This window comes from Micromonospora sp. NPDC005553 (assembly GCF_042871765.1).
Taxonomy (GTDB): domain Bacteria; phylum Actinomycetota; class Actinomycetes; order Mycobacteriales; family Micromonosporaceae; genus Micromonospora.
Window position 1 is genome coordinate 262,506 of the sequence record NZ_JBIAJD010000006.1, and the last position, 26,283, is coordinate 288,788.

Here is a 26,283-nt window from a genome sequence, read left to right on the forward strand (position 1 = left end):
TCAGGACACCTCGCGGCGTAGCGTCCGGAACAGGCCGGCGGCCAGCGGGAGCACCATCCAGACCAGCAGGGAGACCGCTATCCGCCCCCACTGCCCGCCGGTGACGGCGTCGCTGCTGAACAACGGTTCCATGGTCTTGCTGGTGTCCAGCCATTCGGACGGACCGCGCAGCGGTTTGACCATCTCGCCGAGCACCCCCCACAGGGTGGGCAGCAGGAGGTAGCCGACGATCGCCAGCGGCGGGTTGAGCAGCAGCAGACCGAAGGCGGCACCCATCAACACGCTGGTGACCTGGAGGATCCCCGCGTTGAGGACCAGCGACCAGTCGAACTGCCAGGTGCCCGCCCCGCCGGTGGCGGACGCCACCAGCGTGCCGACGGCGGCGACGACGAGACTGGCCAGCACCGAGACGAGCGCGGTCAGCGACACGGCGATCAGCTTCGCGGCGACCACCCGCTCCCGGCGAGGCACCAGGGCGTACGTGGTGAGGGCGGTGCGCTGCGACCACTCACTGGTGATCGACAGGATGCCCAGCACCGGCAGCAGCACCGACACCGGCAGCAGCGAGGGGACGAAGAAGTTGAGGAAGGTCTGGTCGGCGTCGTTGGCGTAGATCAGTTGCAGGGTGACGATCGCGGCGGTGACCAGTCCGATGGTGATCAGCAGCCAGCGGCCGGCCCGGGTGTCGACGAGCTTGCGCACCTCCACGGCGCTGAGACGGAGCAGCGACGGTCGGCGTACCGGAGAGTGGTGCCGGGGCGCGACGGCGCCGGCGGCGGGCGCGGTGGTGGTGGTCATCGAACGGCCTCCTTGGTCGATTCGCCGGCGGTCAGGGTGAGGAAGAGCTGTTCCAGGCCGCCGCCGCTGGCGGGTCGCAGCTCGGCCAGCGCGACGCCGGCATCGGCCGCCGCCTGGCCGACCGCCTCGGCGTCGGCCTGCACGAGCAGGCCCTCCGAGCTGTCGGCGGCGCTCAGGTTGGCCACCTCCAGCGCCCGACGCAGCGCCGCGTCGTCGCGGGCGCGAACCACGGTGCCGCCCCCGGCCAGCAGCTCGTTCTTGTCGCCCTGGGCCACGATCCGGCCGCCCCCGATCACCACCAGCCGGTCCGCGACCGCCTCCACCTCGCGCAGCAGGTGGGAGGAGAGCAGCACGGTGCCGCCCCGGTCGGCGAAGTCACGCAGCAGGCCGCGCATCCAGAAGATCCCCTCCGGGTCCAGGCCGTTGGCCGGCTCGTCGAGGATCAACACCCGGGGATCGCCGAGCAGCGCGTGGGCCAGCCCGAGCCGTTGGCGCATGCCCAACGAGTACGCCCGTACCCGACGCTTCGCGGCCACCGCGTTCAACCCGACCAGGTCGAGCTTCGCGGCGACCTCGCGCCGGTCCAGACCCATCGTGTACGCGGACAGCGTCAACGCCTCGCGGCCGGTGCGCCCGGCGTGCTGGGCGGAGGCGTCCAGCAGGACCCCGACCTCCCGCCCCGGGTTGGGCAGTTCCCGGTACGGGTGCCCGGAGACGGTGGCGCGGCCGGCGGTCGGCATGGTCAGCCCACAGATCATGCGCATGGTGGTGGACTTGCCGGCGCCGTTGGGGCCGAGGAAGCCGGTGACGGTGCCCGGCTCGCACTGGAACGACACGTCGTCCACGGCCGGGTGTGGCCCGTACCGCTTGGTGAGGTTCTCCACGGTGATCATGCGGTTGAGCCTGCCCGCGCCGCCCGGCCATCCGCTGCGGCCACCGGTCGGTGCCGTCTCGACCTTGGTCGATCATCGGATCTCGACTTTGGTAGCTGGTCGTGTCGCCCGTCGGCTGCCTAGCATGGGCGCGTGACCAGCATCGCCGTTCCGGAGCACCCCTGGCTGCTGCCCGGGGCGCTGGCCGGCGCGGTCAGTCCGGACTCGGCGACCCGGCGGCCGCGCCGCACCACCCGGGACTGGGCAGTCGACACCCTGGCCTTCCTGCTCTCCCTGCTCTGGGTGCTGTTCGTCACCGCGGACGCCCTGTCGCCGGATCCGGCGATGGCGATCGCGCTGCCGCACGACTGGATGACCGGCGTGGACGCGCTGCTCGGTCTGGTCTGCTGCGGGCTGCTCTGGCTGCGTCGACGGTGGCCGCTCGGGGTGTTGGTGGCCACGACACCACTGTCGCTGTTCTCGTTGGCCTCGGCCATTCCGCTGTTGATCTTCTACTTCACCGTGGTGGTGCATCGGCGGACGGCCGTCGCGATCGCGGTCACCGGTGCCGGCCTTCTCACGAACCTGGTCTTCAGCTGGGCGCGTCCGGATCCGAACATGTCGTACTGGGAGACCGCGTCCTGGGGAGTGGTGCTCAGCTTCGCCGTGCTGGCCTGGGGGATGTTCGTCCGGGCTCGGCGGCAGTTGATCGTGTCGTTGCGGGAGCGGGCCGAGCGGGCCGAGGCGGAGCAGCAACTGCGCGTCGCCCAGGCCCGCCACCTCGAACGCACCCGGATCGCCCGGGAGATGCACGACGTGCTGGCCCACCGGATCTCGCTGCTCAGCCTGCACGCGGGTGCGCTGGAATTCCGCCCGGACGCGCCGGCCGACGAGGTGGCCCGGGCCGCCGGGGTGATCCGGGGCAGCGCGCACGCCGCCCTCCAGGACCTGCGGGAGGTGATCGGGGTGCTGCGCGCCGAGGACGGTGCAGGCAACTCGCCCGAGCCGCCGCAGCCCACCCTCGCCGACCTGCCGGCGCTGATCGCCGAGTCGCGGTCGGCCGGGGTGCGTGTGAATGTCAGCGACAGCGTCGCCAGCCCGGCGGAGGTGCCGGCGGCGCTGGGTCGGGCCGCGTACCGGATCGTGCAGGAGGGGCTGACCAACGCCCGCAAGCACGCGGCCGGCGCGGCCGTCACCGTCGATGTGGCCGGCGGGCCGGGCGCCGGACTGACAGTGGCGATCGGCAACCGGTGGCCGGTCGGCGTGCCGTCCGGCGGCACACTGCCAGGTGCCGGCACCGGCCTGGTCGGCATCAGTGAACGGGTCACCCTGGCCGGTGGGCGGCTCGCCTACGGTCGGGACGACAGCGGTGACTTCCGGCTGGCCGCCTGGCTGCCGTGGCCGGCGTGACCAGCGCCGCCGGACCGCCGGACGCGACCGGGCCGGCCGGAGCGGCCGGAGCGGCTGCGCCGCCGGTACGCGTGCTGATCGTGGACGACGACGCGTTGGTCCGGGCCGGGCTCTCGATGATCCTCGGCGGTCTGCCGGACCTGGCCGTGGTCGGCGAGGCGGCCGACGGTGGCGAGGTGCCGGCGGCCGTCGCCGCGTACGCCCCGGACGTGGTGCTGATGGACATCCGGATGCCGCGGGTCGACGGGCTGACCGCCACCGAGGCGCTGCGTGCCCAACCGCACCCGCCGGAGGTGCTGGTGCTGACCACCTTCGACGCCGACGAACAGGTGCTGCGGGCACTCCGCGCCGGGGCGGCCGGTTTCCTGCTCAAGGACACCCCGCCGGCGGAGATCGTGCGCGCCGTACGCCGGGTCGCGGCGGGCGAGGCGACGCTCTCGCCGACGGTGACCCGGACGTTGATCGCCCACGTGACCGCCGCCGCCCCCGGCCCGGTCGGCCCGGACCCGCGCCGGGAACGGGCGCTGCGGCTCCTCGCCGGGCTCAGCGAGCGGGAGCGGCAGGTGGCGGTCGCGCTCGGGCGGGGCCACACCAACGCGGAGATCGCGGGGGAGTTGTTCATGAGCGTGGCGACGGTGAAGGCCTACGTGTCCCGGCTGCTGACCCGGCTGGAGCTGAACAACCGGGTCCAGGTGGCCCTGCTCGTGCACGACGCCGGCCTCGTCTGACGAGCGGTCGCGCCGGCCTGTCGGCAGAGGATCTGCTTACCGCGTACCGGAATTGAACTTTCGTCCGGTGTCCGCCGTACCCATGGCCGAGGATGTCGGTGCGGTAGGTCCGCCGTACCGCTGCCGAACTGCGGGAGGCCTGCCGTGCGAGTTGGTGAGCAGTCGACGGATCCCATCGATCAGGTACTGGGTGAGGTGCCAATGCCGGCACCACTGACACCGGAGGATGTCCGGCTCGCGGTCCGGGCGGTGGTCGTGCACACCGCCGAGGAGTGGCCCACCGGGCCGCTGTGCCGCAACGACGGCGCTTCCTACCCGTGCCGACTGCACCGCTGGGGGCGTCGGGTGTTGGAGACACACGGGCTCAACGAGCGGCAGATCGAAGCGTTGATCCGGCATGGCAATCCGTTCGTGCACGTGCCGTTTCCGTTCACGGCGACCGGGCCGTCGCGGCAACAGGCCGCGCGGGCCGTCCCCCAGGGGGTACGGCCCACCGCTACCGGCCGGCCGGTGACTCCCCCCGTCACCGCGCCGCGCTGGCCCCGGGCGAGCTGAGCGCGCTGTCCCCCTCCGCCCACACGACCCGGGGCGACACGACGTCGGCCCGGCGCGGAGATTCCCCCCTCCGCGTCGGACCGACGTCGCTCTGAGCGGTCGACTCAGCTGCCGACCCCGCAGTCCGGGGCGGACCAGCTCGTCGTGTTCGAGCTGCGGTCGCTGTTGTTCTCCCGGCGCGAGTCGACGTGCACGTGGTCGTCGTGGTCCGGGTAGCCCGGCCCGTAGATCCCGCTGAAGCCGTTGTCGCGGGCACCGCGGGCGACCTGGCACAGCGAGGACGTCCGCGAGGTCACGTCGGCCGCGTTGCCGTACAGGTGTTGGCTGTCGGACGCGCCGCCGACCTGGTTGTTGCAGGCGCGACTGCGGAAACCGCTGGACACGTTGAGCGGCTTGTCGCCGAGGCTCTTGCGCAGCGCCTCCAGCTTCCACATGGTGCGCAGCGCGTTCTGCTTGGTCTGGCTCGCCGACAGCGGGCCGCCGCTGTAACCGCTCCCGCCGCAACCGTTGTCCAACTCGCCGTAGGTGAAGTGCGCGGGCGTGCAGTCGTTGTCCTGGAGTTGGTAGAGCTTGGCGAAGGTCTGCGGGCCGGCGACGCCGTCGGCGCGCAGCCCGTACGCCTGCTGGAACCGCTTGACCGCGGCGGCGGTCTTCGGCCCGTAGCGGCCGTCGTTCTCCACGATGTCCCGGTAGCCGGCCCACCCGGCGACCCGGATCTGCAACTGGCGGACGTCATCGCCGGAGCGCCCCTGGGCCAGGGTGCGGTTCCAGGTGTAACAGCCGTCCGCGTGCGCCGCCGGTGCGGCGACCACCGTGGCGATTGCGGCCCCTGGCAGTGCCAGGGCGAATGCGACGGCGACCCGCTTCAAGGTGTTTACGCGCACAGAAGTCCTCCCGATAGGAGAGCGAATGGGATGGCTCCAGGACATCGACCGAGAAGTCCCGTGATTTCCACCCTCGCACTGATCAGTGCCGTTGGAGGTGGTTAACGAGAATTGTGCTCACAATCCGCTGTGGCTGGGTATTGGCTGGGAATTCGACTGATTTGCGAAACAGCCATTTCCGGCCGATCACCCCTCCTGCGGCCAAGCGCACCGAACGTCGCAATCTGCCACACGGCGGGTGATGTTCCCGGGGTGATCGCGGCCGGTAACGTCAGCCCCGGGCGGCGGACTGGCGGAGGTGCACGTGGCACGCGGTGGCGTCTTCTGTGTCGAGGGTCAGTGGCACCGTGACCTCAACGAGCGGGGCTCGGTGCTGCCCACGCTCGAGCTGCTGGAGCGGCTGGGCAAGATCCGGTTCATCCACAAGGACGCGGCCACCCGCGACGAGCTGTTCTACTTCCTGGACCGTTGGCTGCTCAAGCAGTACGCCGACCACCGGGTCGGCTTCTTCGCCATGCACGGCGAGCCGAGCCGGCTCTGCCTCACCGACTGGCAGTCGGTGGAGTTGAACGAGGTGGCCGATCTGATGGCCGGCCGCGCGGAGGGGCGGCGACTCTATTTCGGCAGCTGCTCGGTGCTGCGCGCCTCGGACGCGGTGCTGCGCGAGTTCCTGGAGGTCACCGGAGCCGCCCTCATCTGCGGTTTCACCCGGGAAGTCGACTGGGTCGAATCGGCGGCCTTCGAGACCGTGCTCCTCGACGTGCTCGCCAACGGCCAGCGCCACAACGCCGCCGAACTGCGGATGGGCTCCGCCCACTGGGCGCCGCTCGCGTCGTACCTCGGCTTTCGGGTGATCTACGCCAACGGTCGGGCCTGGCGTCCGTCCGGCCGTCCCCGGGTGCCCACCCAGGAGGCGCGCCGCGCCGCGGCCCGACCCCGCTGACCCGCCGCCGCCGCTGCGCCCGCACCCTGGTAGGAACGGGGGATGGCACGCAGCATCGCAAGGAACACCCGGGTCGACCGGGACGGCCTGCTCGAATTCCTCCGGCCGCGACACCGCGTCGTGCTGATGACCACCCGGGCGGACGGGCGACCGCAGTCCTCCCCGGTCTCCGCCGGGGTCGACGGGCAGGGGCGACTGGTCGTCTCCACCTACCCCGAGCGGGCCAAGGTGAGCAACCTCCGCCGCGACCCCCGGGTCTCGGCCTGCGTGCTCAGTGACGACTGGAACGGCCCCTGGGTGCAGATCGACGGCACCGCCGAGGTGCTCGACCTGCCCGAGGCGCTGGAGCCGCTCGTCGAGTACTTCCGCAGCATCTCCGGCGAGCACCCGGACTGGGACGACTACCGGGCGGCGATGGTGCGTCAGGGCAAGTCGCTGATCCGGATCACCATCGACGCCTGGGGCCCGATCGCCACCGGTGGCTTCCCGGCCCGTCTCGCCGACTGACCCCTCGTTCGGTGGATCCACACGCTGGTGCGCATCGACTACGGTGAACCAAGCAAGATCCACTGACCCGAACGGGGACCCATGAACAACCCTTCCGTCCCTCGCCGACTGCTCGCCTGGGCGGTGCCGGCCACCCTCGCGCTCGCCGTCGTCGCGCCGGCCCTGCCGGCTCAGGCCGCCCCGGCCAACACCCCGACCCCGGCCGTCGCCGGCCCTGTCGACAAGGACCTCAACGGCAACGGCGTTCCCGACCTGGTGACCGTCGGCGGCACCACGACGGGCCTCGCCTCCGGCGTCTGGGCGGCGCGGGGTCGGGTCGACGCGACCACCGGCGTCGGCACCGGCCGCGTGAAGGTCCCGGCCGTGAACATCGGCGTCCACGGCAACGGGGTCTCCGGCAACGACATCCCGGCCGCGGATTTCGACGGCGCCCAGGTGATCACCGGACGCTTCTTCGGCACCGCGAACCAGGACTTCCTGGCCTACTACCCGGGTGGCGTCAACGCCGGAGGCGGCAGCTTCATCGCGGGCGTCGGCGACGGCACCATGGTGAACCCGTACCGCGGCAGCGGACAGGTCACTCTCATCCGCGATTACCTCCTCGACGAGTACGGCAACTCTCCGATCCAGCTCGTCAACGGGTTCACGGCGGACGGCGTCGACACCGGCATCCCGGACCTGCTGGGCATCGTCGGCGACGCGAGCAACGGTTACCGCCTGGCCTACTACCCCAACGTCTGGGCACCCAGCCTCTACCTTCCGCTGCCGCAGGGCAACGCCACTCCGACCGGCGGCAGCGACTGGCAGAACTGGACCCTCGCCAGCACCGAGCTGGCCTCGGGGGCGGCGTTGGTGCTGCGTAACGCCACCACCGGTGACCTCTACCTCTGGCAGGGCGTCACCATGACCGACAACGGCGACGGGACCGGCGCGCTCGCCTACACGCAGTACCGGCTCGCCTCCGGGTGGAACACGGGCGTCGCGATCAGCAGCCTCACCGCCGCCGACCAGAACGCCGACGGCGTGGCGGACCTGTGGGCGGTGTTCCCGGACGGCAGCGTGCGGGCGTACCTGATCTCGAACCTCTCGGCCGTGAAGCCGGCGAAGATCCGGGCGATCCAGGCGCAGCAGCTCCGCTGACCTGAGGTGTGGGGTCCGTCAGCCGCAGACGACGGACCCCACACCGGTCAGTCGACCAGGGCGGCGTAGACGAGCTGGCGCAGCTGGGAGCGGAGCGGGTAGGTGCTCGACGGCATCAGCTGCGTGAACAGCAGCGCGGTGATCTCCTCGGCCGGGTCGACCCAGAACGCGGTGCTGGCCACCCCACCCCAGTAGTACTCGCCGACGCTGCTGGGCACCCGGCTGGGGACCGGGTCGTCGACCACCGCGAAGCCGAGACCGAAGCCGATCCCGTCCAGTGTGGTCTCCGCGAAGCCGCCGGTGGACAGGGTGCCCAGATCCCGACCGCCGGGCAGGTGGTTGCGGGTCATGAACCGCACAGTGCGCGGCCCGAGCAGCCGGACGCCGTCAAGCTCGCCGCCGCGCAGCAGCAACTGCGTGAACCGGTGGTAGTCGGCGGCGCTGGAGATCAGGCCGCCACCGCCGGAGAGCAGCGCCGGCTTGCTGAACGCGAGCGACCCCAGGCTGTCGTAGCGGACGGCCCGACCGCTGCGCGGTTCCGGTACGTAGAGCGCGGCCAGCCGGTCGGCCTCGTCGGCCTCCACCCACCAGCGGGTGTCGGTCATGCCCAGTGGGCCGAAGATCCGGTCGGCGAAGAACGCGTCGAGGCTCTGCCCGGAGATCACCTCGACGAGTCGGCCGAGCACGTCGGTGGCGACGGAGTAGCCCCACGCCGAGCCGGGCTGGAACAGCAGCGGCAGCTCGCCGAAGGCCGCGCAGGCGCCGGCCAGGTCGACGTCCGCTGGTGGGTACAGGTCGTAGCCGGCGGCCCGGTAGAGCCCATCGACCACCGAGGTCTGCATGAAGCCGTACGTCAGGCCCGCCGTGTGGGTGAGCAGGTGCCAGACCCGGATCGGCTCGACCGCCGGCACCGTGTACGGCTTGAGCGCCGACCCCTTGGAGTAGACCCGCAGGTCGGCGAACTCGGGCAGCCAGCGGCTGATCTCGTCGGTCAGCTCGAACCGGCCCTCCTCCCACAGCATCATCGCCGCGACCGAGGTGACCGGCTTGGTCATCGAGTAGATCCGCCACAGGGTGTCGGCCTCGACGGGTGCTCCCGACTCGCGGTCGCGCAGCCCGTACGTCGAGGAGTGCGCCACCTCGCCGCGCCGGGTGACCACCACCTGCCAGCCGGCCAGCCGGCCGTCGTCGACGTACCGGCCGAAGTGCTCGTCGATCCGCGCCAGCCGCGCCCTGTCGAAACCGATCTGATCCGGGTCCTTGCTCCGAGCCACACTCACGCCGCCGAACCTACTCGCCGGTACGCCGGTGCGGGAAGGGGGCCGGCAACCGGCCCCGCCGCCGGTCGACTGTCGGCGGCGCCCACTAGCCTGGCCGGATGCCGGAGTTGACCGAGGACGTGACGTTCCGCAACGAGGACTGGTACGGCGAGGAGCTGACCGACCGGCACTTCGTGGGTTGCGAGTTCTTCGGGGTGGACCTGACCGAGGCGGTGAGCAGGGGTGCTGTCTTCACCGGGTGCACGTTCGGCAACGTGGCGTTCAACGCCTCCCGGCATGTCGACTCCGCCTTCACCCGTTGCGTGTTTCGGCGGTGCAATTTCTTCGAGGCCGAGTTCACCGGCTGCAAGATGGTCGGCAGCACCTTCAGCGATTGCGATCTGCGTCCCTTGACGGTGGACGGCGGTGACTGGTCCTTCGTCGCGTTGCCCGGCGCCGACCTGCGCGGCGTCCGGCTGACCGGGGTGCGCATGCGCGAGGTGGACCTCACCAGGGCCAACCTCACCGGTGCTACGGTCACCGGTGTCGATCTTTCCGGGGCGCAGCTGACCAACGTCCGGCTCGGTGGCGCCGACCTGCGGGGCAGCGATCTCACCGCGCTGGATCCGACGGCCGTCGAACGGGCCGGTGCCGTGATCGACGTCGAGCAGGCAGTGGTCGTCGCGCAACTGCTCGGCTTCCGGATCGGCTGACCCGGAAAGGGCTTCTGGTCTGCCCAGGTGCCCGTCCGGGGCGGCCGGGTTGTCCGGCAGCGTCCCATTGTGGGCTGGACACGTCCGGCGGTCCGGATCTAGCGTGTCGTCCACGCCCGGGTAAACGTGAAACTGCCCACAGTGGTTTGTGTGGTCCTCGGCGGTCCAAAACGGCCGGGCGGCGGAGTTGGAGGGGTCGGTGGCGGACGAAGACCGCACGCGGGCTGGTTCGAGGGCTGGTGACACGCCGTCGAGGCACCGTCCGCGTGCCATTGCCGCCGGCAAGACCCGCAGTGTGTTGCGCCGCGCCCGACAGCGTCGGCGCTGGGCGGTGGAGGGTGCGGCCGTACTCGTCTGCCTGGTGGTGTTGATCTCGTATCTCGCTACCCGGTCCGGTCCGGCGCCGGACGACGACCAGGCGGGTCCGGGCGGCGTTTCCGCCCGTCCCCCTGGTTACCCGGCCGCCGAGGGGCGCACCGGCGAGGCGGGGCCGGCGACGCCCGGCCTGCGTCCGCGCCAGCGCCCACCCTCGCCGGACCCGACGCCGTCGGCCAGCGCGCCCGCCCCGCCACCGCCGAAGCCCGGTTCGCCGGCGCTGACGGTGAGCCGGGGTGAGATGCCCGCCATCGTCGACCTCACCGCCGTGGGCGCCCGGGACTGGGTGCACTGGGGGGAGCGCGGCGGCAGGTCGACGAACCGCAAGCGTTCCGGCTCCGGCGAGATCATCGACGCGGGCGGCCCAGGCCGGCGGGTCGGCTGGGACGGCAACCAGGAGTACGTGCGCTGGGCCGACGGCACGCCGGAGCGGTCGACGGACGGCAGCTCCAACGGCGTCTACGCCTGCGGTGCCGGGAACGGGTTCAGCCTCGCCGTCGCCGGCAGTGGTGAGCCGCGCACGGTCCAGCTCTACGGTGGCACCTGGATGGCTCGGGGGCGACTGGAAGCGCGGCTGTCCACCGGCGGGCCCGCCAGCATCGCCCGACTGGAAGACCCGTACACCAGTCAGAGCGCCCAGTTCACGATCCGCTTCACTCTGCCGAAGGGTGCCCGGCTGCTGTTGAACTGGACCGTCGAGAAGGTCTTCACGCAGCACTGCGGCAACGTCGGCCTCCAGGCCGTGACGGTGCGTTGACTGACTGACTGATCGCTGTGCGGTCGGCCAGCGGGACAGTTTGTCCGTCGCCAACTGTCGAACGCGTCGTAACTTTCTGCTGTCCCCATCCGACCATCCAGTGTGGAGGCAGCCGATGAGCAGCAGCACCGCCCCCCGCGTCCGTCGTGCCGCTTCGTCCGGCACCGGTGAAGCGTCCGGGGAGGTTCTTCGCGACATCCCCCTGCCGCCGTACGTGACGGGCGAGGACACCCAGTTCGCCGTACGGGCGGTGGTGGTGCACGCCCCCCGACGCTGGTCCGGGGGCGTGGTCTGCCGTAACGACGCCAGCCCGCACCCGTGCCGCCTGCACCGCTGGGGCACCCGGGTGCTGGCGCTGCGAGGGCTGCGGGCCGCTGAGATCGCCGCGCTCATCGAACGCGGTGACCCGACGGCGGTGGTCCCCCCACCGGACCGTCCGGCCTGAGCGCTCGCCGGGCCGGGAGGCGCGTCCGCGCCTCCCGGCCTTCGTTCAGCAGGTGATCGGTTTGACCCAGGAACACTCGACGCCCTCCGGGGTACGCGGCGTCTCCGGCACCGCCGGCGGGGCCACCCGTGCCGTCGACGCACCACCCTCGCGGAAGCCGGCAAGCGCCACGGCGATCTGGTCCTCGAGCGACTTCACCGACGCCGTCAGGTAGTTGTTGAGCAGGATGGAGAACGCCAGCAGTCGCCCATCGGCGCTGGTCACGTAGCCGGAGAGCCCGGAGACACCGGTCAGGCTGCCGGTCTTGGCGTGCACGTTGCCCGCGGCCGGCGTGCCGGCCATCCGGCTGCGCAGGGTGCCGCCGACGAACCGCTCCGGCTGACCGGCGATCGGCAGCGCCGCGTACCAGGTCGCGAACCACGGTTCGGCGCGGACGGCGCTCAGCAGGTCGACGAACTCGGCCGCCGGGATCAGGTTGCGCCGGGACAATCCCGAGCCGTCACGCTGGCGCAGTCTTCCGGTGTCCATTCCGGTGTCGGCGACGTACTCGCTGATCGCGGTGAGACCGGCCGTCCAGGTGCCGGAGCCGGAGAGCACCCGACCGATCTCCTTGGTCAACACCTCGGCGTGCCCGTTGTTGGACAGCTTCAGGAATGGCGTCATCAGCTCGCCCAGGCTCATCGAGTCGTGGCGCGCCACCGGGTGGGCCGTCTCCGGGGTGGGCTGGCCGAGCACGGTCCGGCCGAGCACCCGGACGCCGTGTCGGTGCAGCGCCGACCGGAACACGTCGGCCGCGTAACCGGTGGGTTCCCAGACGGTGACCCAGTCGCTGGCGGGCTCGTCGCCGACGGCGATCTGACCGGTCACCACGACGGTGTTGCCGCCGTGCTCACGCTCGATCGAGATCGAGGTCTCGCCGCCGCTGACCGTCTGGGCGCGGTTGTCGACCTTGACGTACCCGGTAGCGGGGGTGGTGGTGACCACCGGCGGGGCGCCGGCCCGGTCGGCTGGTGCGGCATGCACGATCACGGTGCCCGCGTCGTAGTCGGTGTCCGGGGCGACGGTGAGCGCGGAGACCTGCGCGGCGTAGTAGTAGGGCTCGTCGTCCCAGGTCCAGTCGGGCCCGAGTCGGGTGTTGTCGTAGCGGGTGTCGTCGGCGACCAGGTTTCCGGTGACCACCCGCACGCCGTCGGCGGCGACCCGCGCGGCGAGCGCGTCGTAATCGGCGGCGAGCATTGTCGGATCGCCCCCACCGCGCAGGTAGAGGTTGCCGGAGAGCAGGCCCGCACGGCGCTTGCCGCTGGCGAGTACGTCGGTGCCGAAGCGGTGCCCTGGACCCAGCAGCTCAAGGGCCGCGGTCGAGGTCAGCAGCTTGGTGTTGGACGCCGGCACCAGCCGGCGATCGCCGTTGCGGTCGTAGAGCGTCTGGCCCGTGCTGGTGTCGACGACGACCACCGACGCCTGCGCGCCGGCCAGCCGGGTGTCGGCGAGGATCGTGTCGATGGTGTCGTGCAGGCGGGTCGTCGCGGGGGTGGGCGATTCGGCTGTGGCACCGGGCGCCGCGGCGGTGGCCGCGGTGGCGACCAGCGCGAGCAGCGCGAGGGCCCGGGGAAAGTGACGACGATGCATCCGCTGATGCTGTCACGGAGATATTCGCCGGAAAAGGCCCTCAGGCGAAAGTTATTGCCGTCCAGGTCATTTCGGCCTGCCGACCGTCTTCTCGTGGCCACCCCAGTAGTGCCGCTGCGCGCCCATGACCAGTGGTGCGACGAGCGCGGCGAGCGCCCCACCGAGCAGCGGGAAGACGATGAACACCCAGAGCTGCCGCAGTGCCGCACCACCCTCGAAAACCGCCGGGCCGAACGCGCGGGCCGGATTCACCGCAGCTCCGGTCAGCGTCACGCCCACCAGTTGGGTAACGGCCAGGGCCAGGCCGATGGCCAGCCCGGCGGTGCCCGGATTCTCACTCCGACTGGTCACCACCAGCACGACCAGCACGAAGAGGAAGGTCAGCACGACTTCCAGCACGGCTGCCCCGCCCCGGTTGATGTGCGCGCCGTAACCGTTGGTGCCGAGGGCCCCGGTCTGGTCCGCGACGTCACCCCATCGGGTGAGCGCCCAGAGCACGAAGGCCGCGACTGTCGCGCCGACGAACTGCGCGATCCAGTACGCCACCGCCCCGAGTAGCGAGATCTTGCCGGAGAGCAGCACACCGAGCGTCACCGCTGGGTTGACGTGGCTGCCGGAGAGGGGGCCGATCGTGTAGACGAGGGCCACCATGACGAACCCGAAGGCCAGCGCCACCACCACCACGCCGCCCTGAACCCGGGCGGCGACCGCGCTGCCCACTCCGAAGAACACCAGCAGAAGGGTGCCGAGGAATTCGGCCGCGTACCGACGGAAGTCGCTCATTCACTCAGCGTAAGTGCAGCTCAGGTGGCCGAAGCCGGAATGGCCGTCTGTGATCGGCGCGACGGTCGGGGACGGGCACAGCGGTGACGTTCCGCGCGTTGTAGCCCACGTGGACACCCACTCCGTGGACGTCGTGGTGATCGGCGCCGGGCAGGCCGGCCTGAGCGCCGGCTACCACCTGCACCGCACCGGCTTCGCGCCCGGCAGCGGCTTCGTCATCCTCGACGCCGACAACGGGCCCGGCGGCGCCTGGCAGCACCGCTGGCCGACGCTGGTCTTCGACCGCGTGCACGGCTTCCATGACCTGCCCGGGCTGCCGCTCCCGCCCACCGAGCCTCGGCGCCCGGCTTCCGAGCAGGTCAGCGCCTACTTCGCCGCGTACGAGAGGGCCTTCGACCTGCCGGTGCGGCGGCCGGTGCGGGTCCGGGGGGTGCACTCCCGCCCGGACGGACGACTGGACGTGCGCACCGACCGGGGCACCTGGACCGCCCGGGCCCTGATCAACGCCACCGGCACCTGGACGCGACCGTTCTGGCCGCACTACCCGGGCCGGTCGACGTTCCGGGGACGCCAGTTGCACACCGCCGACTACCGGGGGCCCGCCGAGTTCACCGGCCTGCGCGTGGTGGTGGTCGGCGGCGGCACCTCGGCCGTGCAGCTGCTCGGCGAGGTCTCCACGGTCGCGGCGGCCACCACCTGGGTGACCCGCCGGCCGCCGACGTTCAACGACGAGGAGTTCGGCCCGGAACTGGGCCGCGCCGCGGTGGCTCGGGTGGACCGGGTGGTCCGCTCCGGCCGGCCACCGGGAAGTGTGGTGGGCGTGACCGGGCTTCCGGTCACCCCGGAGGTACGCCGACTGCGCGAGCGCGGCGTCCTCGACCGGCTACCCATGTTCGACCGGATCACGCCCGACGGGGTAGCCTGGTCGGACGGGCGGGTCGTGCCGGCGGACGTGATCCTCTGGTGCACCGGCTTCCGGGCTGCCATCGACCATCTCGCCCCGCTGGGGCTGCGCGCGCCGGGCGGCGGTATCACCATGGATGGCACCCGGGTGGTCGCCGACGCTCGGGTTCACCTGGTCGGGTACGGCCCCTCGGCCAGCACGATCGGGGCCAACCGGGCCGGCCGCGCGGCGGTCAACGAGATTCGCGCCTGGCTGGCGCCGGCCGCCGCTCTCCACTGACCTGGCTCTATTTGACGGATGGTCGGCCAGCGGGCACGGTGGGAGTGACGGGGCCGTCAGCTGCCCCGATCCGATGCGACGGCGATGACCGTTCGCCCCTCTGTCGCCTCCCACGTGTGCTCGTACGCGGACCGACTGTCCGGTCCGCGCGGTATCCGACCGCGAGCCGACAATCCACGAGGAGTTCCGTCAATGCTCACCATGACCGACAACGCCGTGCTCGTCATCCGTGACCTCGCCAACCAACAGGACGTCGCCCAGGACGGCGGTGTGCGTATCGCCGCCGACACCGAGGCGGGCTCGCTCACCGTCGAGCTGGTGCCCGAACCGGTACAGGGCGATCGGGTGGTCGACAACCAGGGCGCCCGGATCTTCCTGGACGAGGACGCCGCCGAGCTGCTCGGGGACGCGTCGGTGGACGCGACGGTCGACGACGAGGGCATCATCCAGTTCGGCTTCACCGAGAAGCAGTAGACCCCGCCTCAGCGCAGCGATCGTCCCCGCTGCGGTGGTGGCCCCTGCCCGGGGTGCCACCGCGGCGCGCCGTCTCCCGCCGGATGCGACAGCGTGGCGAGCACGTGCGCCAGGTGGTGCGAGGTGCTCCACGCCGCCCAGTTGGCGGTCGAGCCGGCCCCGGCGCCCCGGCGGGCCCGGCGCAGCAGCTCATGGTCACCCCAGGAGAAGGCCGCACCGGTGGTCGGCCAGTGCGGTGCCGACACCAGCGTGCGACACAGGTCGGCGAAGCGGTCGTCGCCCCGGCCGCCGCGTCGCGCCCAGCGGTAGACCCACCAGCTGCCGTCGTCGGTGTAGCGCACGGTCGGCAACCGGTCGCCAGTGTCATCCGCGCCCGGCCCGGCCGGGTGGACGCCGTAGTCGCCGTAGTCGACCCCGGCGTCGGCCAGCCGCCGCCACAGTCGCCAGTCCCAACGGTCCAGTTGGACAGGCTCGTCGGTGGGCAGACGGGACAGCGTCGGAGGCATACCGCCCGCCGCCACCGTCACCGACCGCCAGGCGTGTCGGCGGGCCCAGTCCAGCAGGTGGCGTACCCGGGGCTCGGCGGTCCGCACCTCCGCCGGGCAGCAGACGTCCCCCGCGTCCACCAGCAGGTCGCACTCCTCCGGGGCGAGGCTGGTGAACCGCCAGATCCGTTCCACAGCCGTGGTGCTCGCGTCCGGCCCGGCCCGGTCCCGACCGGCCCGTAGCCGGATGAGCGCGCGTCGGCCGTACGCCCGCGCCGCCGCGCCGTGCGCGACCAGCCGGTGGTCGTTCTCGGAGAGCCCGATCACCGGCACCACCGGTACGCCCCAACGGGTCAGCTCCGCCTCGGGGATGTCGGGCAGTGCGCTGACGTCGACGGCGGGCAGCAGCCCGGGTGGCATCCGGCGAATGGCGTCCATCGTGGACCGACCGATCGCGCCGATCTCCAGGATCGGGGCGACCAGTGCGGCGTACGCGGGATCGAGGTGGCTCAGGGCCTCAAGCTCGCCCCGTCGGTTGGCGAGGATGGGGCGGTAGACCGGTGCCGTCGCCCGGCCCCCGTGGGCGGGCACCATACTTCAATCTAGCCAGGCAGATGGACATGCCCCAGGAATGTAAGCCGGAATTCGGCTGCTCGACTGTCGGTTCGGCGACTACCATCCACCGATGCCCACGCCGATTCACCGCTACCAATCCGACGAAGAGGACAGCGCGCGGTGGGGCGGGTTCCCGTTCCGCGACGGTGACATCGTGATCAGCACCCGCTCCAAGAGCGGCACCACGTGGATGCAGATGATCTGTGCGCTCCTGGTGCTCCGTACCCCGGAGTTGCCAGCGCCGCTGACAGAGCTCTCGCCGTGGCTGGACTGGTTGGGCGAGCCGCAGGCCACCGTGTACGACCGGCTGGCCGCCCAGCCACACCGGCGGTTCATCAAGACGCACACCCCGCTGGACGGGGTGCCGCTCGACCCTCGGGCGCACTACGTGGTGGTGGCCCGGCACCCGCTGGACATGGCGGTCTCCCTCTACCACCAGGGCGCGAACCTGGACCGGGCGCGCATCGCCGAGCTGACCGGCCAACCCGCCCCGGCCGGGCCGCCCCCGCAGCGGCCCTCGGTACGGGAGTGGTTGCCGAGCTGGGTCGACCGGGAGGCGGACCCCCGCGCCGAGCTGGATTCGCTGCCCGGAGTGCTGATGCACCTCAGCGACGCGTGGGCCCGCCGGCACGAGCCGAACGTCGAGCTTGTGCACTACGACGACCTGCTGGCCGATCTGGGCGGTGAGATGCGCCGGCTCGCCGACCGGTGGAAACTCCCGAGCCCGGGGCCGGAGTTGGTGGAGGCGGCCACCTTCGGTCGCATGCGGGAGCGGGCTGACCGGCTCGCACCGGACACGCTCGGCGTGCTGCGCGACCGGCAGGCGTTCTTTCGCCGTGGCGGCTCAGGTCAGGGGCGAGATCTCCTGGACGAGGCCGGCCTCGTCCGCTACCGGCGACGGGTCGCGGCGCTGGCCCCACCCGACCTGCTCACCTGGCTGCACCGCTAGGTCACAAGAGCGCGCGGCGCCGCTCCGTGATCGGAACGTCGCCGCGCTCTGGCCGTCTCCCACCACCGCAGCCGTTCGGCGGTACGCCGGCGGGGACCTGGCTCGACCGGCCGTTCGCGCCGGTCCGCTCCTCGATCCCCGGTCCGTGCGGATCCAAACCCGCCCAGCGTCAGGAATTCCACCATTCGTGAACCCCGGCGTGGCGCACCGCCGGACGGGGTAAGAGCGTGGGCATGGAGCATTTCACTATCGCGACTGTCGCCGAGCAGAGCCCGGATTTCCGGCGCGTGCTGTGGACCGGTGAGCACACCCAGTTGGTCATCATGACCATCCCCGCCGATGGGGAGATCGGCGAGGAGGTGCACGAGGACATCGACCAGATCCTCACCTTCGTGAGTGGCGTCGGCGAGGCGCGGGTCGCCGGCGCGAAGCGGAAGGTCGTCGCGGGCGACCTGGTCGTGGTGCCGGCGGGCACCAAGCACAACTTCGTCAACACCGGCCCCAACCCGCTGGTGCTCTACACGGTGTACGGGCCGCCGGAGCACGCCGACAAGGCCGTGCACAAGACCAAGGAAGAGGCCGACGCGGCCGAGGCGGCGGGCGAGGACGAGCCACCGACCGAGTGATCGCCTCCGGCCTGATCCGGGCCGATGCGGGTACCCCCGGCGGGTGGAGCAGCAGCCGCAGATCTCCGACTACGGGTTTCTGTCGGACTCTCGTTCGGGTGCCCTGGTCGGCAAGGACGGCTCGATCGACTGGTGGTGCCCGCACCGGTTCGACGGGTCGTCCGTGTTCGCGCGGTTGCTCGACCCGGGAGCCGGCCACTTCCGGCTGGCGCCGGTAGGGGTCGGCGGCCCGGGTCACCGGGTGGAGCGCGCGTACCTGCCGGACACGTTGGTGCTGCGGACGGTGCACCACACCCCGCACGGCAGCGTGGCGGTCACCGACGCGCTGGCCGCCGAGGTCGGCGCCCGAGCCCACGAGCTGGGCAAGAACTCACCCGCCGTGCTGATCCGGGTCGTTCAGGGGCTCTCCGGGCGGGTGCGCATGGCGTTGGACTTCGCGCCCCGCCCGGAGTACGGCCTGCTCACGCCGTACCTGCACGAGCAGCCGGACGGCGGGGTGCTGGCCGGTGCCGGCCCGGTGGTGCTGATGTTGCGCGCCGGAGGTCTGCACCTGCGGGCGGGCACCGACCGGGTGACCCACGAGTTCGAGGTCTCCGCCGGTCAGACGATCGGGATGGACCTCGCGTTCGGTGAGGCGTACGGCGACCCGCCGGCCCGGGTGGACCCGCTGACCACCCTTGCCGAGACGACGCAGGCGTGGCGGGCGTTCCGGGAGACGCACACCTATTCCGGTCGCTACCCCGAACTCGTCACGCACAGCGCGACGGTCCTGACCGGTCTCACGTACGCCCGCAGTGGCGCGGTCGCCGCCGCGTTGACCTCGTCGTTGCCGGAGCAGATCGGCGGCGACCGGAACTACGACTACCGCTACTCCTGGTTGCGGGACTTCTCGTTGACCATGCGGGCTCTCTGGGTGGCGGCCTGCCCGGACGAGACGTCCCGGCTGTTCACCTGGGTGACCCGCTCGATCGGCCGGTTCGGCGACGAGCCCGTGCCGGTGCTCTTCGGGCTGGAGGGGGAGCGCGATCTCTCCGAGCACCACTGCAACCATCTGCGCGGCTACCGCGACAGTCGACCCGTGCGGGTCGGCAACGACGCCTGGCGGCAGCGGCAGCTCGACGTGCCGGGTGAGGTGATGTCGGCGGTGTGGCGGCTGCGCGACTACCTGGGCACGCGGTTCGAGGACGAGCTTCGGGAGATGGTGCTCGGGCTGACCGAGCAGGTGGCCACGACGTGGCACCTGCCGGACCGGGGCATCTGGGAGACCCGCGACGAGGAGCGCCACTACGTCTCGTCCAAGGTGTCCTGCTGGTTGACCATGGACCGGGCGGTGGGGCTCGCCGACCGGCTGGGTGATCGGGCCGACCCCCGTCGTTGGGCGCGGGTACGCGACGAGATCCGCGACACAGTGCTGCGCGAGGGGTGGAACGACCGGATCGGCGCGTTCACCGGCGCGTTCGGATCGCCGGAGCTGGACGCCTCGGTGCTCGCCCTGCCGGTCACGCACTTCCTGCCGGCCACCGACCCGCGGATGCGCTCGACGATCGCGATGGTCGAGCGCGAGCTGGGCACCGAGGACGGCCTGCTGCGGCGCTGGACGACCGACCCGGCCGGGTTCCTGCTGTGCTCGTTCTGGCTGGTGGAGTGCCTGGTGATGACGGGTGAGCCGAAGCGCGCGGAGGCGCTCTTCGAGCGGGTCGTGGGTTACTCCAACGACGTGGGACTGTTCAGCGAGCAGATCGACCTCGCCACCGGCATGCAGCTGGGCAACATGCCACAGGCGCTCTCGCACATCGGGCTGATCAACGCGGCCTGGCGGATCACCGAGCCGGAGAGCTACTGACCCGGTGGGCGTTTCCGTCAGGGCCGGAATCCTGCAACAGACCTGCAAGCGCCAGGCATTGACGCTGGTGGTTGGACCGTCCTAGCCTCGATGGAGTGGGAAAGCCCTTTCCCGGGGCTGTTGATCCCGCTTCACCCCGCTTCGGATCCGGGCGTCCGACGGGGGCGCACACCGATCCCGTTCAACGCCGCACGCCGTGCGAACCCGTCTCGGTGCGGCCGCCGAGGGATCACCACCACATGCGTCAAGGAGGACACCTGTGCAGAAAAGACGACTCTCCGGCCGCCGACCACTCCTGCTGGCGGTGGGCGCCGGGGTGACCGCGGCAGCCCTCGCCGCCGGCATGACCTCGGCCTTCGCGGCCACCGTCTTCAGCGACGACTTCACCGACGGCGACACCTCCGGCTGGTCCAAGTCCGGTGGCACCTGGACCGTCGACGGCTCGGGCGTGCTCAACCAGTCCAACGCCGGTAGCGAGCTGGCCCGCCAGTTCGCCGGCCAGAGCAGCTGGACCAACTACTCCGTGCAGGCCCGGGTCAGGCCGACGAGCTTCGGCTCGTCCAGCGCCCTGGTCGGGCTCGCCGCCCGCTCCACCAGCAGCACCAAGATGTACCGGCTGGCCCTGCTCGGCTCCGGCCGGGCCGAACTCCAGGCGGTGAACGGAAGCTCCGTCACGGCGATCGGTTCCGCCGCGCTGGGCATCGGCACCGGCACCTGGTACACGCTGCGCATCGAGACCAGCGGCAGCACCATCCGCGGCTTCGTCAACGGCACCCAGATCGCGTCCGGCAGCAACAGCCTGGCCGGTGCGGGCCGGATCGGCCTGGTCACCGCGTACGCCAGTGGCGGCTTCGACGACGTGCTTGTCGACTCGTCCGGCGGCGGCACCCCGACCACCCCACCACCGACGACCACGCCGCCACCCACCACTCCGCCACCCACCACCACACCTCCGCCGGCTGGCTGGCCGACGCCCACCGGCAGTCAGAAGGTGGACGCCACGATCCCGGTCTCCGGCTCGTTCGACGGTGGGCTCAAGCGCTACTACGGCATCGGTGACGGCGGGCAGAGCGAGAGTCAGGACCCGATGTTCGAGCTGGCCGCCGGCGCCACCCTGCGCAACGTGATCATCGGTGCTCCGGCCGGCGACGGCGTGCACTGCGAGGGCAACTGCACCCTGATCAACGTCTGGTGGGAGGACGTCGGCGAGGACGCGGCGACCTTCCGCGGCGGCACCACGTACACGGTCGACGGCGGTGGGGCCCGCTCGGCCAGCGACAAGGTCTTCCAGCACAACGGCTCGGGCACCGTCTACATCAAGAACTTCCGGGTGGAGAACGCCGGCAAGCTCTACCGCGCCTGTGGCAACTGCTCCACGTCGTACCAGCGGCACGTGGTGATCGACAACGTCATCGTCCGGAACACCGACGCGATCGCCGGCATCAACACCAACTGGGGCGACACCGCCCGGTTCAGCCGGATCACCATCGTCGGCGACCCGGACCGGGAGACCTCGATCTGCGTGAAGTACAAGGGCGTACCGAAGGGCAGCGAGCCGACCGAGATCGGCGAGGGTGCCGACGGCGTCAACTGCCTCTACTCGCCCTCGGACATCACCTACCAGTAGACCGGCACGACGGCGCCCCGCGCACCGCCCGGTCCGCGGGGCGCCGTCACCTCACCCCATCAGGGGTACGCCGGAGACGTCGACAGTGTCCGGATACTTCAGCCCGGCACCGGTGTTGAGCACCACCACCCGCTCGCCGGCCCGGATCCACCCGCCAGCGCGCAGTTGCTTGGCCGCGGTGAGGCAGGCCGCCCCCTCCGGGCAGAGCAGCAGCCCCTCCCGGGCGGCGAAGTCCCGCAGATCGGCCAGGATGTCCGCGTCGTCGACGGCGACCGCCGTGCCGGAGGACTCCCGCAGCGCCGCCAGGATCAGCTCGTCGCCCAGCGGGGCCGGCACCGTGATGCCGAACGCCACCGTGTGCGCGTCCGTCCACGGCTGGGCCCGATCCTCGCCGGCGGCGAAGGCCCGCACGATCGGCGCGCAGCCGGTGGACTGCACCGCCACCAGCCGGGGCAGCTTGTCGCCGATCCAGCCCAGCTCGCGCAGCTCGTGCAGCGCCTTGTGGATGCCGATCAGGCCCACCCCGCCGCCGGTCGGATAGATGATCACGTCCGGCGTCTGCCAGCCGAGCTGCTCGACGATCTCGTACCCCATCGTCTTCTTGCCCTCCAGCCGGTAGGGCTCACGCAGCGTGCCGGCGTCGAAGATCGTCCCGTTGGACTCCGCGATCAGCTCGGCCACCCGCCGACCGGCGTCGCCGATCAACCCGTCGACCAGGCGCAGGTCGGCACCGGCGGCGACGCACTCGCGCCGGCAGATGCTCGGCGCCTCCAGCGGCATGACGATCGTCGCGCCCATTCCGGCCCGCGCGGCGTACGTCGCCCAGGCCGACCCGGCGTTGCCGTTGGTGGGCATCGCGATCCGCTCGACGCCCAGCTCGCGGGCCCGGCTCACCCCGACCGCCGCGCCCCGGGCCTTGAACGAGCCGGTCGGGATCAGCCCCTCGTCCTTGACCATCAGGTCCGCGATGCCGATCTCGGTGCCGTACGCCGGGGCCCGCAACAGCGGCGTCCAGCCCTCACCCAGCGTGGTGACGTGCCGAGGGTCGGCGACCGGCAGCAGCTCCCGGTAGCGCCACAGGTCGGCCGGGCGCAGCGGGAAGTGTTCCGGGGTGACCACGGTCGCCACAGCCGGCAGGTCGTAGCGGGCCAGCAGCGGCGACCCGCACTCGCAGAGATTCTGTAACCGGTCGGCGGCGTGTTCCTTGCCGCAGCGCGGGCAGTCCAGGTGAGTCAGGTACACGTCGCTCCTCGCCGTCACACCGCGTCGATGCTCAGCCAGTGCCGGCTGCGCCGCCCCGGCTGGTAGACCGAGTCCAGTCGCTTGGCGACCACGCCCGGCAGGCCCTGTTCCCGCCCGGCACGCAGGGCCTCGTCGCCCGCGCCCGGGAACCACGGCGGAGTCTGCCAGTGCGTACCGGACAAGACCAGCCCATCGAGCAGCTCCCGGCGTTGCGCGTACGGCACGTCGACGCTGCTCACGCCCTCCAACCAGAGCAGGTCGACGATCAGGTACTGGGCGCCGGCGGGGACCCGGCTGCCGGCGGCCGGCCGGACCGGGCGGACCCGGCCGGCACCGTTGATGCGGACCAGCACACCGTCGAGCACCGCCTCGGTCGGCGCGAGCGCCTCGGCCATCGCGCGCAGCCACGGATACCCGCCGGTGATCTCCTCGTCGGCCTCGGAGAGCAGCCGCAGTCGCCCTCCGGAGACGTACGCCATCGCCCGCACGCCGTCCCAGCGCAGCTCGTACCCCCAGGCGGCGAGGTCGCGGGGGAGCCCGGCGGCGGACGTGGCGTGCATCGGTCGGACCAGATCCGGCATCGGCGTCCAGCCCGGCGGTGCGGGGTCGGTGCGGCGGACCATCCAGTCCCGTCCCCCGGTGGCGAAGAGGACGTAGCGGCCGGCGGTCCGCTCACCGGAGAGCGTCACGATCACCTCGTCGTCGCGCCACTTCTCGCAGCGGTAGGTGCCCCGGTCGTGAATGAGCATCCGGCCGCCGCCGTACTCACCGGCGGGGATCTCACCGGCGAAGTCGAGGTACTCCATCGGGTGGTCCTCGGTGTGCACGGCGAGGTGGTTGTGACCCGGATCGCGGGGTAGACCGCGCGGGACAGCCCAGGACGCGAGCACCCCCTCGTGCTCCAGGCGCAGGTCCCAGTGCAGGCTGCGGGCGTGGTGCTGCTGGATGACGAAGCGGGCGGCGTCGGCGTCGGGGCCGGCCGACGGCGGGCTCTCCGACGGCACCGGCTCGGGTGTGCGGGCCGCGTCCCGCCGTCGCCGGTACTCGTCCAGCCGGTCGGTCACACCCGCATTCTCCGGCACAGCGGACCGGTGCGCTGGACGCCGGAGTGTCCGGTTCGCGCGGCGGTCGGGGGCGCGGCGGGGTAGAACGGACCTCATGGACCTCACCGACCAGCCCACCGCCCTGCTCCCCGGTGACGTGCGGATGCCCCTGCTCGGCTTCGGCACCTGGCAGGCCACCGGCCAGGCCGGTTACGACGCCGTGCTGGCCGCGCTCGACACCGGCTACCGGCACCTCGACACCGCCACCGTGTACGGCAACGAGCGGGAGGTCGGCCGGGCGGTACGCGAGAGCGGGCTGCGTCGGGAGGACCTATTCATCACCACCAAGCTCCCGCCCAACCGGGTGGGTCAGGAGCGCGCCACGCTGGAGGCCAGCCTGGAGGCGCTCGGCGTCGACCACCTGGATCTCTGGCTGATCCACTGGCCGCCGTCGTCGCCGGGGGACAGCATCCCGCTCTGGCGGGAGCTGATCGCCGCCCGGGACGAGAACCTCACCCGGGCGATCGGTGTCAGCAACTACAGCACCGCCCAGATCGACGAGCTGATCCAGTCCACCGAGGAGAACCCGGCGGTCAACCAGATCGAGTGGAGCCCGGCGCTGTACGACCGGCAGCGGCACGCCGAGCACCGGGACCGGGGCGTGGTGCTGGAGGGGTACAGCCCGTTCAAGACCAGCGACCTCAGTGACCCGGTGCTGGTCAGGATCGCCGCCGCGCACGGTGTCTCCCCGGCGCAGGTGGTGCTGCGGTGGCACATCGACCACGAGATCGTGGCGATCCCGAAGTCGGTGACCCCGGAGCGGATCACCGCCAACTTCGACGTCTTCCACTTCTCGCTCACGGCGGAGGAGATGCGCGACATCGACGCGCTCGGTGAGGTCTGAGTCGGCGAATTCCTTCACAGCGTGACGGGGAAATGAAGGGTATCGACATCGACGTATGTGACGGTATAGCGTCCCGTCATCACGTTCGTCGATCCGTTCGTACCCGCCAGTCGCTGGAGAATCGCCATGGCCAGAACCCCGTCCATCCGTCTGCCCCGCCGTGGGGTGCTCGGCATCCCCGCACTGGTGGTCGCCGCGCTGACCGTCGTCACCCGACCCGCTGCCGCGAGCGCCGCGCCGAAGGCCGAATGCCTCGCCGACCTGCTCCAGGACGCCTGATGGCGACCATCCCCTGGCTGGTGGACGTGCTGCGCGCCGCCGGGGTCCAGGTCGTGGTCGAGGGGGACTGGCTCAACCGGATGCGGCCCGGCTCGTTCGACCCGATCGGAGTGCTCTGGCACCACACCGCCTCGACCTCCAGCGCCAGCAACCCGCACCCGGCACTCAACATCTGCATCAACGGCCGGTCCGACCTGCCGGGCCCGCTGTGTCAGGCGCTGGTCGACTACAACGGTGTCTTCCACGTCATCTCCGCCGGCCGGTGCAACCACGCCGGGGCCAGCGGCGGCAGCGGACCAATCCCCGCCGGGGACGGCAACACCCTGATGATCGGATGGGAGATCGACTACAACGGCGTCAACCAGGAGATGACCGCAGCGCAGTACAACGCCTCGCTCGCCGCCACCGCGGCCGTGCTCACCCGGCTCGGCCGGGACAGCAGCTACGCCCGGGGCCACCGGGAGACCAGCACCAGCGGCAAGATCGACCCGTCCTTCATCGACCTGAACGTCATGCGCGCCGACGTGGCCGCGAAGATGTCCGGCGGGAACCCGCCGGCGTGGTCCTCCATCGTGGACAACACCACCGCCGGGCGGTTCACCGCCAGCGCGAACTGGGGTGTGTCGACGTACTCGGCGCAGCGCTACGGCGCCGACTACCGGTACGCGGAGCCGGTCGCGGCCAGTGACGCCGCCTGGTACAAGTTCAACATCCCGGCCACCGCCAACTACCGGGTCGACGCCTGGTGGCCGGCGACCTCCGGATACAACGGTGCCGCCCCGTACATCGTCGCCACTACCACCGGCAACCGGACGGTCGTCGTCGACCAGCGGGCCACCGGCGGGCAGTGGCGGTCCCTCGGCACGTTCACGCTGCCGGCCGGGGACGCCAACCGGGTGGCGGTGAGCCGGTGGAGCAGCGCCACCGGTCTGATCGTCGCCGACGCCGTCCGCCTCACCCGAGTCTGACCCCGACGCCCGCCGTGGCTTGACCCGCCCGGCCCTGACTTGATCGACTCGACTTCCCTGAAGTCGGGGTGTCCCACGTGCGAGGATGCCCCGACTTCAAGGAACCCGAGTGGATCTCCTGAATGGTGGGGGGGGGCCCCGCCGGGGGGGCCCCCCCCCCCCCGGGCCCGGGGGGGGGGGTTTGCCCCCGTGTTGGGGAAAAAGGGCGGGGGCGGGTAAGCCCCCCCGCGGGGTGCCCGGGTTCCCC

At 71.7% G+C, this 26,283-nt stretch carries 27 protein-coding genes; 18 read left to right on the forward strand and 9 right to left on the reverse strand.

The features are described from left to right. Nucleotides 1-798, reverse strand: coding sequence for an ABC transporter permease (locus ACFYPG_RS25085; RefSeq protein ID WP_355005475.1), 798 nt, complete (start codon nucleotides 796-798; stop codon nucleotides 1-3). Further along, nucleotides 795-1,691, reverse strand: coding sequence for an ATP-binding cassette domain-containing protein (locus ACFYPG_RS25090; protein ID WP_355005474.1), 897 nt, complete (start codon nucleotides 1,689-1,691; stop codon nucleotides 795-797). Before ACFYPG_RS25090 ends, ACFYPG_RS25085 begins: the two co-directional genes overlap by 4 nt. 132 nt (nucleotides 1,692-1,823) lie before the next feature. On the opposite strand from ACFYPG_RS25090, the gene ACFYPG_RS25095 reads away from it, so the two are divergent. From ACFYPG_RS25095 to ACFYPG_RS25105, 3 genes are all read left to right on the forward strand, one after another. Then, a complete protein-coding gene (locus tag ACFYPG_RS25095) occupies nucleotides 1,824-3,080 on the forward strand; it encodes a sensor histidine kinase (RefSeq protein ID WP_387354069.1) in 1,257 nt (418 codons plus the stop codon). After that, on the forward strand, nucleotides 3,059-3,808 hold the full coding sequence (locus ACFYPG_RS25100; protein ID WP_387354239.1) for a response regulator: 750 nt from the start codon (nucleotides 3,059-3,061) through the stop codon (nucleotides 3,806-3,808). Before ACFYPG_RS25095 ends, ACFYPG_RS25100 begins: the two co-directional genes overlap by 22 nt. 201 nt (nucleotides 3,809-4,009) lie before the next feature. After that, nucleotides 4,010-4,363 (forward strand): hypothetical protein, encoded by a 354-nt coding sequence (locus ACFYPG_RS25105; RefSeq protein ID WP_355005471.1) that lies wholly within the window; start codon nucleotides 4,010-4,012, stop codon nucleotides 4,361-4,363. Nucleotides 4,364-4,467: 104 nt separating this feature from the next. Here ACFYPG_RS25105 and ACFYPG_RS25110 read toward each other — a convergent pair whose 3' ends face one another. Next, nucleotides 4,468-5,247: a D-Ala-D-Ala carboxypeptidase family metallohydrolase gene (locus ACFYPG_RS25110; RefSeq protein WP_387354070.1), complete on the reverse strand. Its 780-nt coding sequence runs from the start codon at nucleotides 5,245-5,247 to the stop codon at nucleotides 4,468-4,470. Between the two features lie 304 nt (nucleotides 5,248-5,551). On the opposite strand from ACFYPG_RS25110, the gene ACFYPG_RS25115 reads away from it, so the two are divergent. The 3 genes from ACFYPG_RS25115 (at nucleotide 5,552) to ACFYPG_RS25125 (ending at nucleotide 7,837) form a co-directional block, all read left to right on the forward strand. Further along, the gene (locus ACFYPG_RS25115; protein WP_387354071.1) at nucleotides 5,552-6,190 is read left to right on the forward strand and encodes a DUF6642 family protein; all 639 of its coding nucleotides are present in this window, start codon (nucleotides 5,552-5,554) and stop codon (nucleotides 6,188-6,190) included. Nucleotides 6,191-6,232: 42 nt separating this feature from the next. Further along, nucleotides 6,233-6,697, forward strand: a complete 465-nt coding sequence (locus tag ACFYPG_RS25120; protein ID WP_355005468.1) for a PPOX class F420-dependent oxidoreductase — start codon at nucleotides 6,233-6,235, stop codon at nucleotides 6,695-6,697. Nucleotides 6,698-6,778: 81 nt separating this feature from the next. Beyond that, the gene (locus ACFYPG_RS25125; protein WP_387354072.1) at nucleotides 6,779-7,837 is read left to right on the forward strand and encodes a hypothetical protein; all 1,059 of its coding nucleotides are present in this window, start codon (nucleotides 6,779-6,781) and stop codon (nucleotides 7,835-7,837) included. 47 nt (nucleotides 7,838-7,884) lie between these two features. On the opposite strand, the gene ACFYPG_RS25130 is transcribed toward ACFYPG_RS25125, so the two are convergent. Further along, on the reverse strand, nucleotides 7,885-9,117 hold the full coding sequence (locus ACFYPG_RS25130; RefSeq protein ID WP_355005466.1) for a serine hydrolase domain-containing protein: 1,233 nt from the start codon (nucleotides 9,115-9,117) through the stop codon (nucleotides 7,885-7,887). A 98-nt stretch (nucleotides 9,118-9,215) separates the two neighbouring features. Between ACFYPG_RS25130 and ACFYPG_RS25135 the strand changes: the two genes are divergently transcribed. The 3 genes from ACFYPG_RS25135 to ACFYPG_RS25145 all read left to right on the forward strand — a co-directional run bounded on the left by ACFYPG_RS25135 (nucleotide 9,216) and on the right by ACFYPG_RS25145 (nucleotide 11,386). Beyond that, nucleotides 9,216-9,809: a pentapeptide repeat-containing protein gene (locus ACFYPG_RS25135; RefSeq protein ID WP_387354073.1), complete on the forward strand. Its 594-nt coding sequence runs from the start codon at nucleotides 9,216-9,218 to the stop codon at nucleotides 9,807-9,809. A gap of 199 nt (nucleotides 9,810-10,008) precedes the next feature. Continuing rightward, entirely contained in the window at nucleotides 10,009-10,941 is a 933-nt protein-coding gene (locus ACFYPG_RS25140) for a hypothetical protein (RefSeq protein ID WP_387354074.1), read from the forward strand. Between the two features lie 115 nt (nucleotides 10,942-11,056). Continuing rightward, a complete protein-coding gene (locus ACFYPG_RS25145; protein WP_387354075.1) occupies nucleotides 11,057-11,386 on the forward strand; it encodes a hypothetical protein in 330 nt (109 codons plus the stop codon). Between the two features lie 45 nt (nucleotides 11,387-11,431). On the opposite strand, the gene dacB is transcribed toward ACFYPG_RS25145, so the two are convergent. Both dacB and ACFYPG_RS25155 read right to left on the reverse strand, forming a co-directional pair. Next, nucleotides 11,432-13,015 carry a D-alanyl-D-alanine carboxypeptidase/D-alanyl-D-alanine-endopeptidase gene (gene dacB, locus ACFYPG_RS25150; RefSeq protein ID WP_387354076.1) on the reverse strand — a complete coding sequence of 528 codons (1,584 nt, stop codon included), beginning with the start codon at nucleotides 13,013-13,015 and terminating at the stop codon, nucleotides 11,432-11,434. Nucleotides 13,016-13,081: 66 nt separating this feature from the next. Continuing rightward, nucleotides 13,082-13,798 carry an MIP/aquaporin family protein gene (locus tag ACFYPG_RS25155; protein WP_387354077.1) on the reverse strand — a complete coding sequence of 239 codons (717 nt, stop codon included), beginning with the start codon at nucleotides 13,796-13,798 and terminating at the stop codon, nucleotides 13,082-13,084. A gap of 109 nt (nucleotides 13,799-13,907) precedes the next feature. On the opposite strand from ACFYPG_RS25155, the gene ACFYPG_RS25160 reads away from it, so the two are divergent. Both ACFYPG_RS25160 and ACFYPG_RS25165 read left to right on the forward strand, forming a co-directional pair. Next, on the forward strand, nucleotides 13,908-14,981 hold the full coding sequence (locus ACFYPG_RS25160; RefSeq protein ID WP_387354078.1) for an NAD(P)-binding domain-containing protein: 1,074 nt from the start codon (nucleotides 13,908-13,910) through the stop codon (nucleotides 14,979-14,981). Nucleotides 14,982-15,173: 192 nt separating this feature from the next. Continuing rightward, nucleotides 15,174-15,455, forward strand: a complete 282-nt coding sequence (locus ACFYPG_RS25165) for an adhesin (protein ID WP_091393621.1) — start codon at nucleotides 15,174-15,176, stop codon at nucleotides 15,453-15,455. Nucleotides 15,456-15,463: 8 nt separating this feature from the next. Here ACFYPG_RS25165 and ACFYPG_RS25170 read toward each other — a convergent pair whose 3' ends face one another. Continuing rightward, nucleotides 15,464-16,534: a hypothetical protein gene (locus ACFYPG_RS25170; protein ID WP_387354079.1), complete on the reverse strand. Its 1,071-nt coding sequence runs from the start codon at nucleotides 16,532-16,534 to the stop codon at nucleotides 15,464-15,466. Between the two features lie 91 nt (nucleotides 16,535-16,625). Between ACFYPG_RS25170 and ACFYPG_RS25175 the strand changes: the two genes are divergently transcribed. The 4 genes from ACFYPG_RS25175 (at nucleotide 16,626) to ACFYPG_RS25190 (ending at nucleotide 21,600) form a co-directional block, all read left to right on the forward strand. Further along, nucleotides 16,626-17,504: a sulfotransferase domain-containing protein gene (locus ACFYPG_RS25175; protein ID WP_387354080.1), complete on the forward strand. Its 879-nt coding sequence runs from the start codon at nucleotides 16,626-16,628 to the stop codon at nucleotides 17,502-17,504. Nucleotides 17,505-17,737: 233 nt separating this feature from the next. Further along, a complete protein-coding gene (locus tag ACFYPG_RS25180; RefSeq protein ID WP_355005457.1) occupies nucleotides 17,738-18,130 on the forward strand; it encodes a cupin domain-containing protein in 393 nt (130 codons plus the stop codon). Nucleotides 18,131-18,173: 43 nt separating this feature from the next. Further along, complete coding sequence (locus ACFYPG_RS25185; RefSeq protein ID WP_387354081.1) at nucleotides 18,174-19,973, forward strand: glycoside hydrolase family 15 protein; 1,800 nt, start codon at nucleotides 18,174-18,176, stop codon at nucleotides 19,971-19,973. A gap of 259 nt (nucleotides 19,974-20,232) precedes the next feature. Next, nucleotides 20,233-21,600: a pectate lyase gene (locus tag ACFYPG_RS25190; RefSeq protein ID WP_387354082.1), complete on the forward strand. Its 1,368-nt coding sequence runs from the start codon at nucleotides 20,233-20,235 to the stop codon at nucleotides 21,598-21,600. Between the two features lie 51 nt (nucleotides 21,601-21,651). On the opposite strand, the gene ACFYPG_RS25195 is transcribed toward ACFYPG_RS25190, so the two are convergent. Both ACFYPG_RS25195 and ACFYPG_RS25200 read right to left on the reverse strand, forming a co-directional pair. Then, complete coding sequence (locus ACFYPG_RS25195) at nucleotides 21,652-22,842, reverse strand: threonine synthase (RefSeq protein WP_387354083.1); 1,191 nt, start codon at nucleotides 22,840-22,842, stop codon at nucleotides 21,652-21,654. Nucleotides 22,843-22,856: 14 nt separating this feature from the next. Beyond that, nucleotides 22,857-23,906: a DNA polymerase ligase N-terminal domain-containing protein gene (locus ACFYPG_RS25200; RefSeq protein WP_387354084.1), complete on the reverse strand. Its 1,050-nt coding sequence runs from the start codon at nucleotides 23,904-23,906 to the stop codon at nucleotides 22,857-22,859. Between the two features lie 94 nt (nucleotides 23,907-24,000). On the opposite strand from ACFYPG_RS25200, the gene ACFYPG_RS25205 reads away from it, so the two are divergent. The 3 genes from ACFYPG_RS25205 (at nucleotide 24,001) to ACFYPG_RS25215 (ending at nucleotide 26,036) form a co-directional block, all read left to right on the forward strand. After that, complete coding sequence (locus ACFYPG_RS25205) at nucleotides 24,001-24,789, forward strand: aldo/keto reductase (protein ID WP_355005452.1); 789 nt, start codon at nucleotides 24,001-24,003, stop codon at nucleotides 24,787-24,789. Nucleotides 24,790-24,915: 126 nt separating this feature from the next. Beyond that, nucleotides 24,916-25,068 carry a hypothetical protein gene (locus tag ACFYPG_RS25210; protein WP_238666485.1) on the forward strand — a complete coding sequence of 51 codons (153 nt, stop codon included), beginning with the start codon at nucleotides 24,916-24,918 and terminating at the stop codon, nucleotides 25,066-25,068. Continuing rightward, a complete protein-coding gene (locus ACFYPG_RS25215; protein ID WP_387354085.1) occupies nucleotides 25,068-26,036 on the forward strand; it encodes an N-acetylmuramoyl-L-alanine amidase in 969 nt (322 codons plus the stop codon). The genes ACFYPG_RS25210 and ACFYPG_RS25215 overlap by 1 nt, the downstream gene beginning before the upstream one ends. Nucleotides 26,037-26,283 lie beyond the last annotated feature (247 nt).

Coding starts and splice junctions, on each gene's coding strand:
- ACFYPG_RS25085 (WP_355005475.1), bottom strand. CDS start 798: ATGACCACCACCACCGCGCCCGCCGCCGGCGCCGTCGCGCCCCGGCAC.
- ACFYPG_RS25090 (WP_355005474.1), bottom strand. CDS start 1,691: ATGATCACCGTGGAGAACCTCACCAAGCGGTACGGGCCACACCCGGCC.
- ACFYPG_RS25105 (WP_355005471.1), top strand. CDS start 4,010: ATGCCGGCACCACTGACACCGGAGGATGTCCGGCTCGCGGTCCGGGCG.
- ACFYPG_RS25120 (WP_355005468.1), top strand. CDS start 6,233: ATGGCACGCAGCATCGCAAGGAACACCCGGGTCGACCGGGACGGCCTG.
- ACFYPG_RS25125 (WP_387354072.1), top strand. CDS start 6,779: ATGAACAACCCTTCCGTCCCTCGCCGACTGCTCGCCTGGGCGGTGCCG.
- ACFYPG_RS25135 (WP_387354073.1), top strand. CDS start 9,216: ATGCCGGAGTTGACCGAGGACGTGACGTTCCGCAACGAGGACTGGTAC.
- ACFYPG_RS25145 (WP_387354075.1), top strand. CDS start 11,057: ATGAGCAGCAGCACCGCCCCCCGCGTCCGTCGTGCCGCTTCGTCCGGC.
- dacB (WP_387354076.1), bottom strand. CDS start 13,015: ATGCATCGTCGTCACTTTCCCCGGGCCCTCGCGCTGCTCGCGCTGGTC.
- ACFYPG_RS25155 (WP_387354077.1), bottom strand. CDS start 13,798: ATGAGCGACTTCCGTCGGTACGCGGCCGAATTCCTCGGCACCCTTCTG.
- ACFYPG_RS25165 (WP_091393621.1), top strand. CDS start 15,174: ATGCTCACCATGACCGACAACGCCGTGCTCGTCATCCGTGACCTCGCC.
- ACFYPG_RS25170 (WP_387354079.1), bottom strand. CDS start 16,534: ATGGTGCCCGCCCACGGGGGCCGGGCGACGGCACCGGTCTACCGCCCC.
- ACFYPG_RS25175 (WP_387354080.1), top strand. CDS start 16,626: ATGCCCACGCCGATTCACCGCTACCAATCCGACGAAGAGGACAGCGCG.
- ACFYPG_RS25180 (WP_355005457.1), top strand. CDS start 17,738: ATGGAGCATTTCACTATCGCGACTGTCGCCGAGCAGAGCCCGGATTTC.
- ACFYPG_RS25205 (WP_355005452.1), top strand. CDS start 24,001: ATGGACCTCACCGACCAGCCCACCGCCCTGCTCCCCGGTGACGTGCGG.
- ACFYPG_RS25210 (WP_238666485.1), top strand. CDS start 24,916: ATGGCCAGAACCCCGTCCATCCGTCTGCCCCGCCGTGGGGTGCTCGGC.
- ACFYPG_RS25215 (WP_387354085.1), top strand. CDS start 25,068: ATGGCGACCATCCCCTGGCTGGTGGACGTGCTGCGCGCCGCCGGGGTC.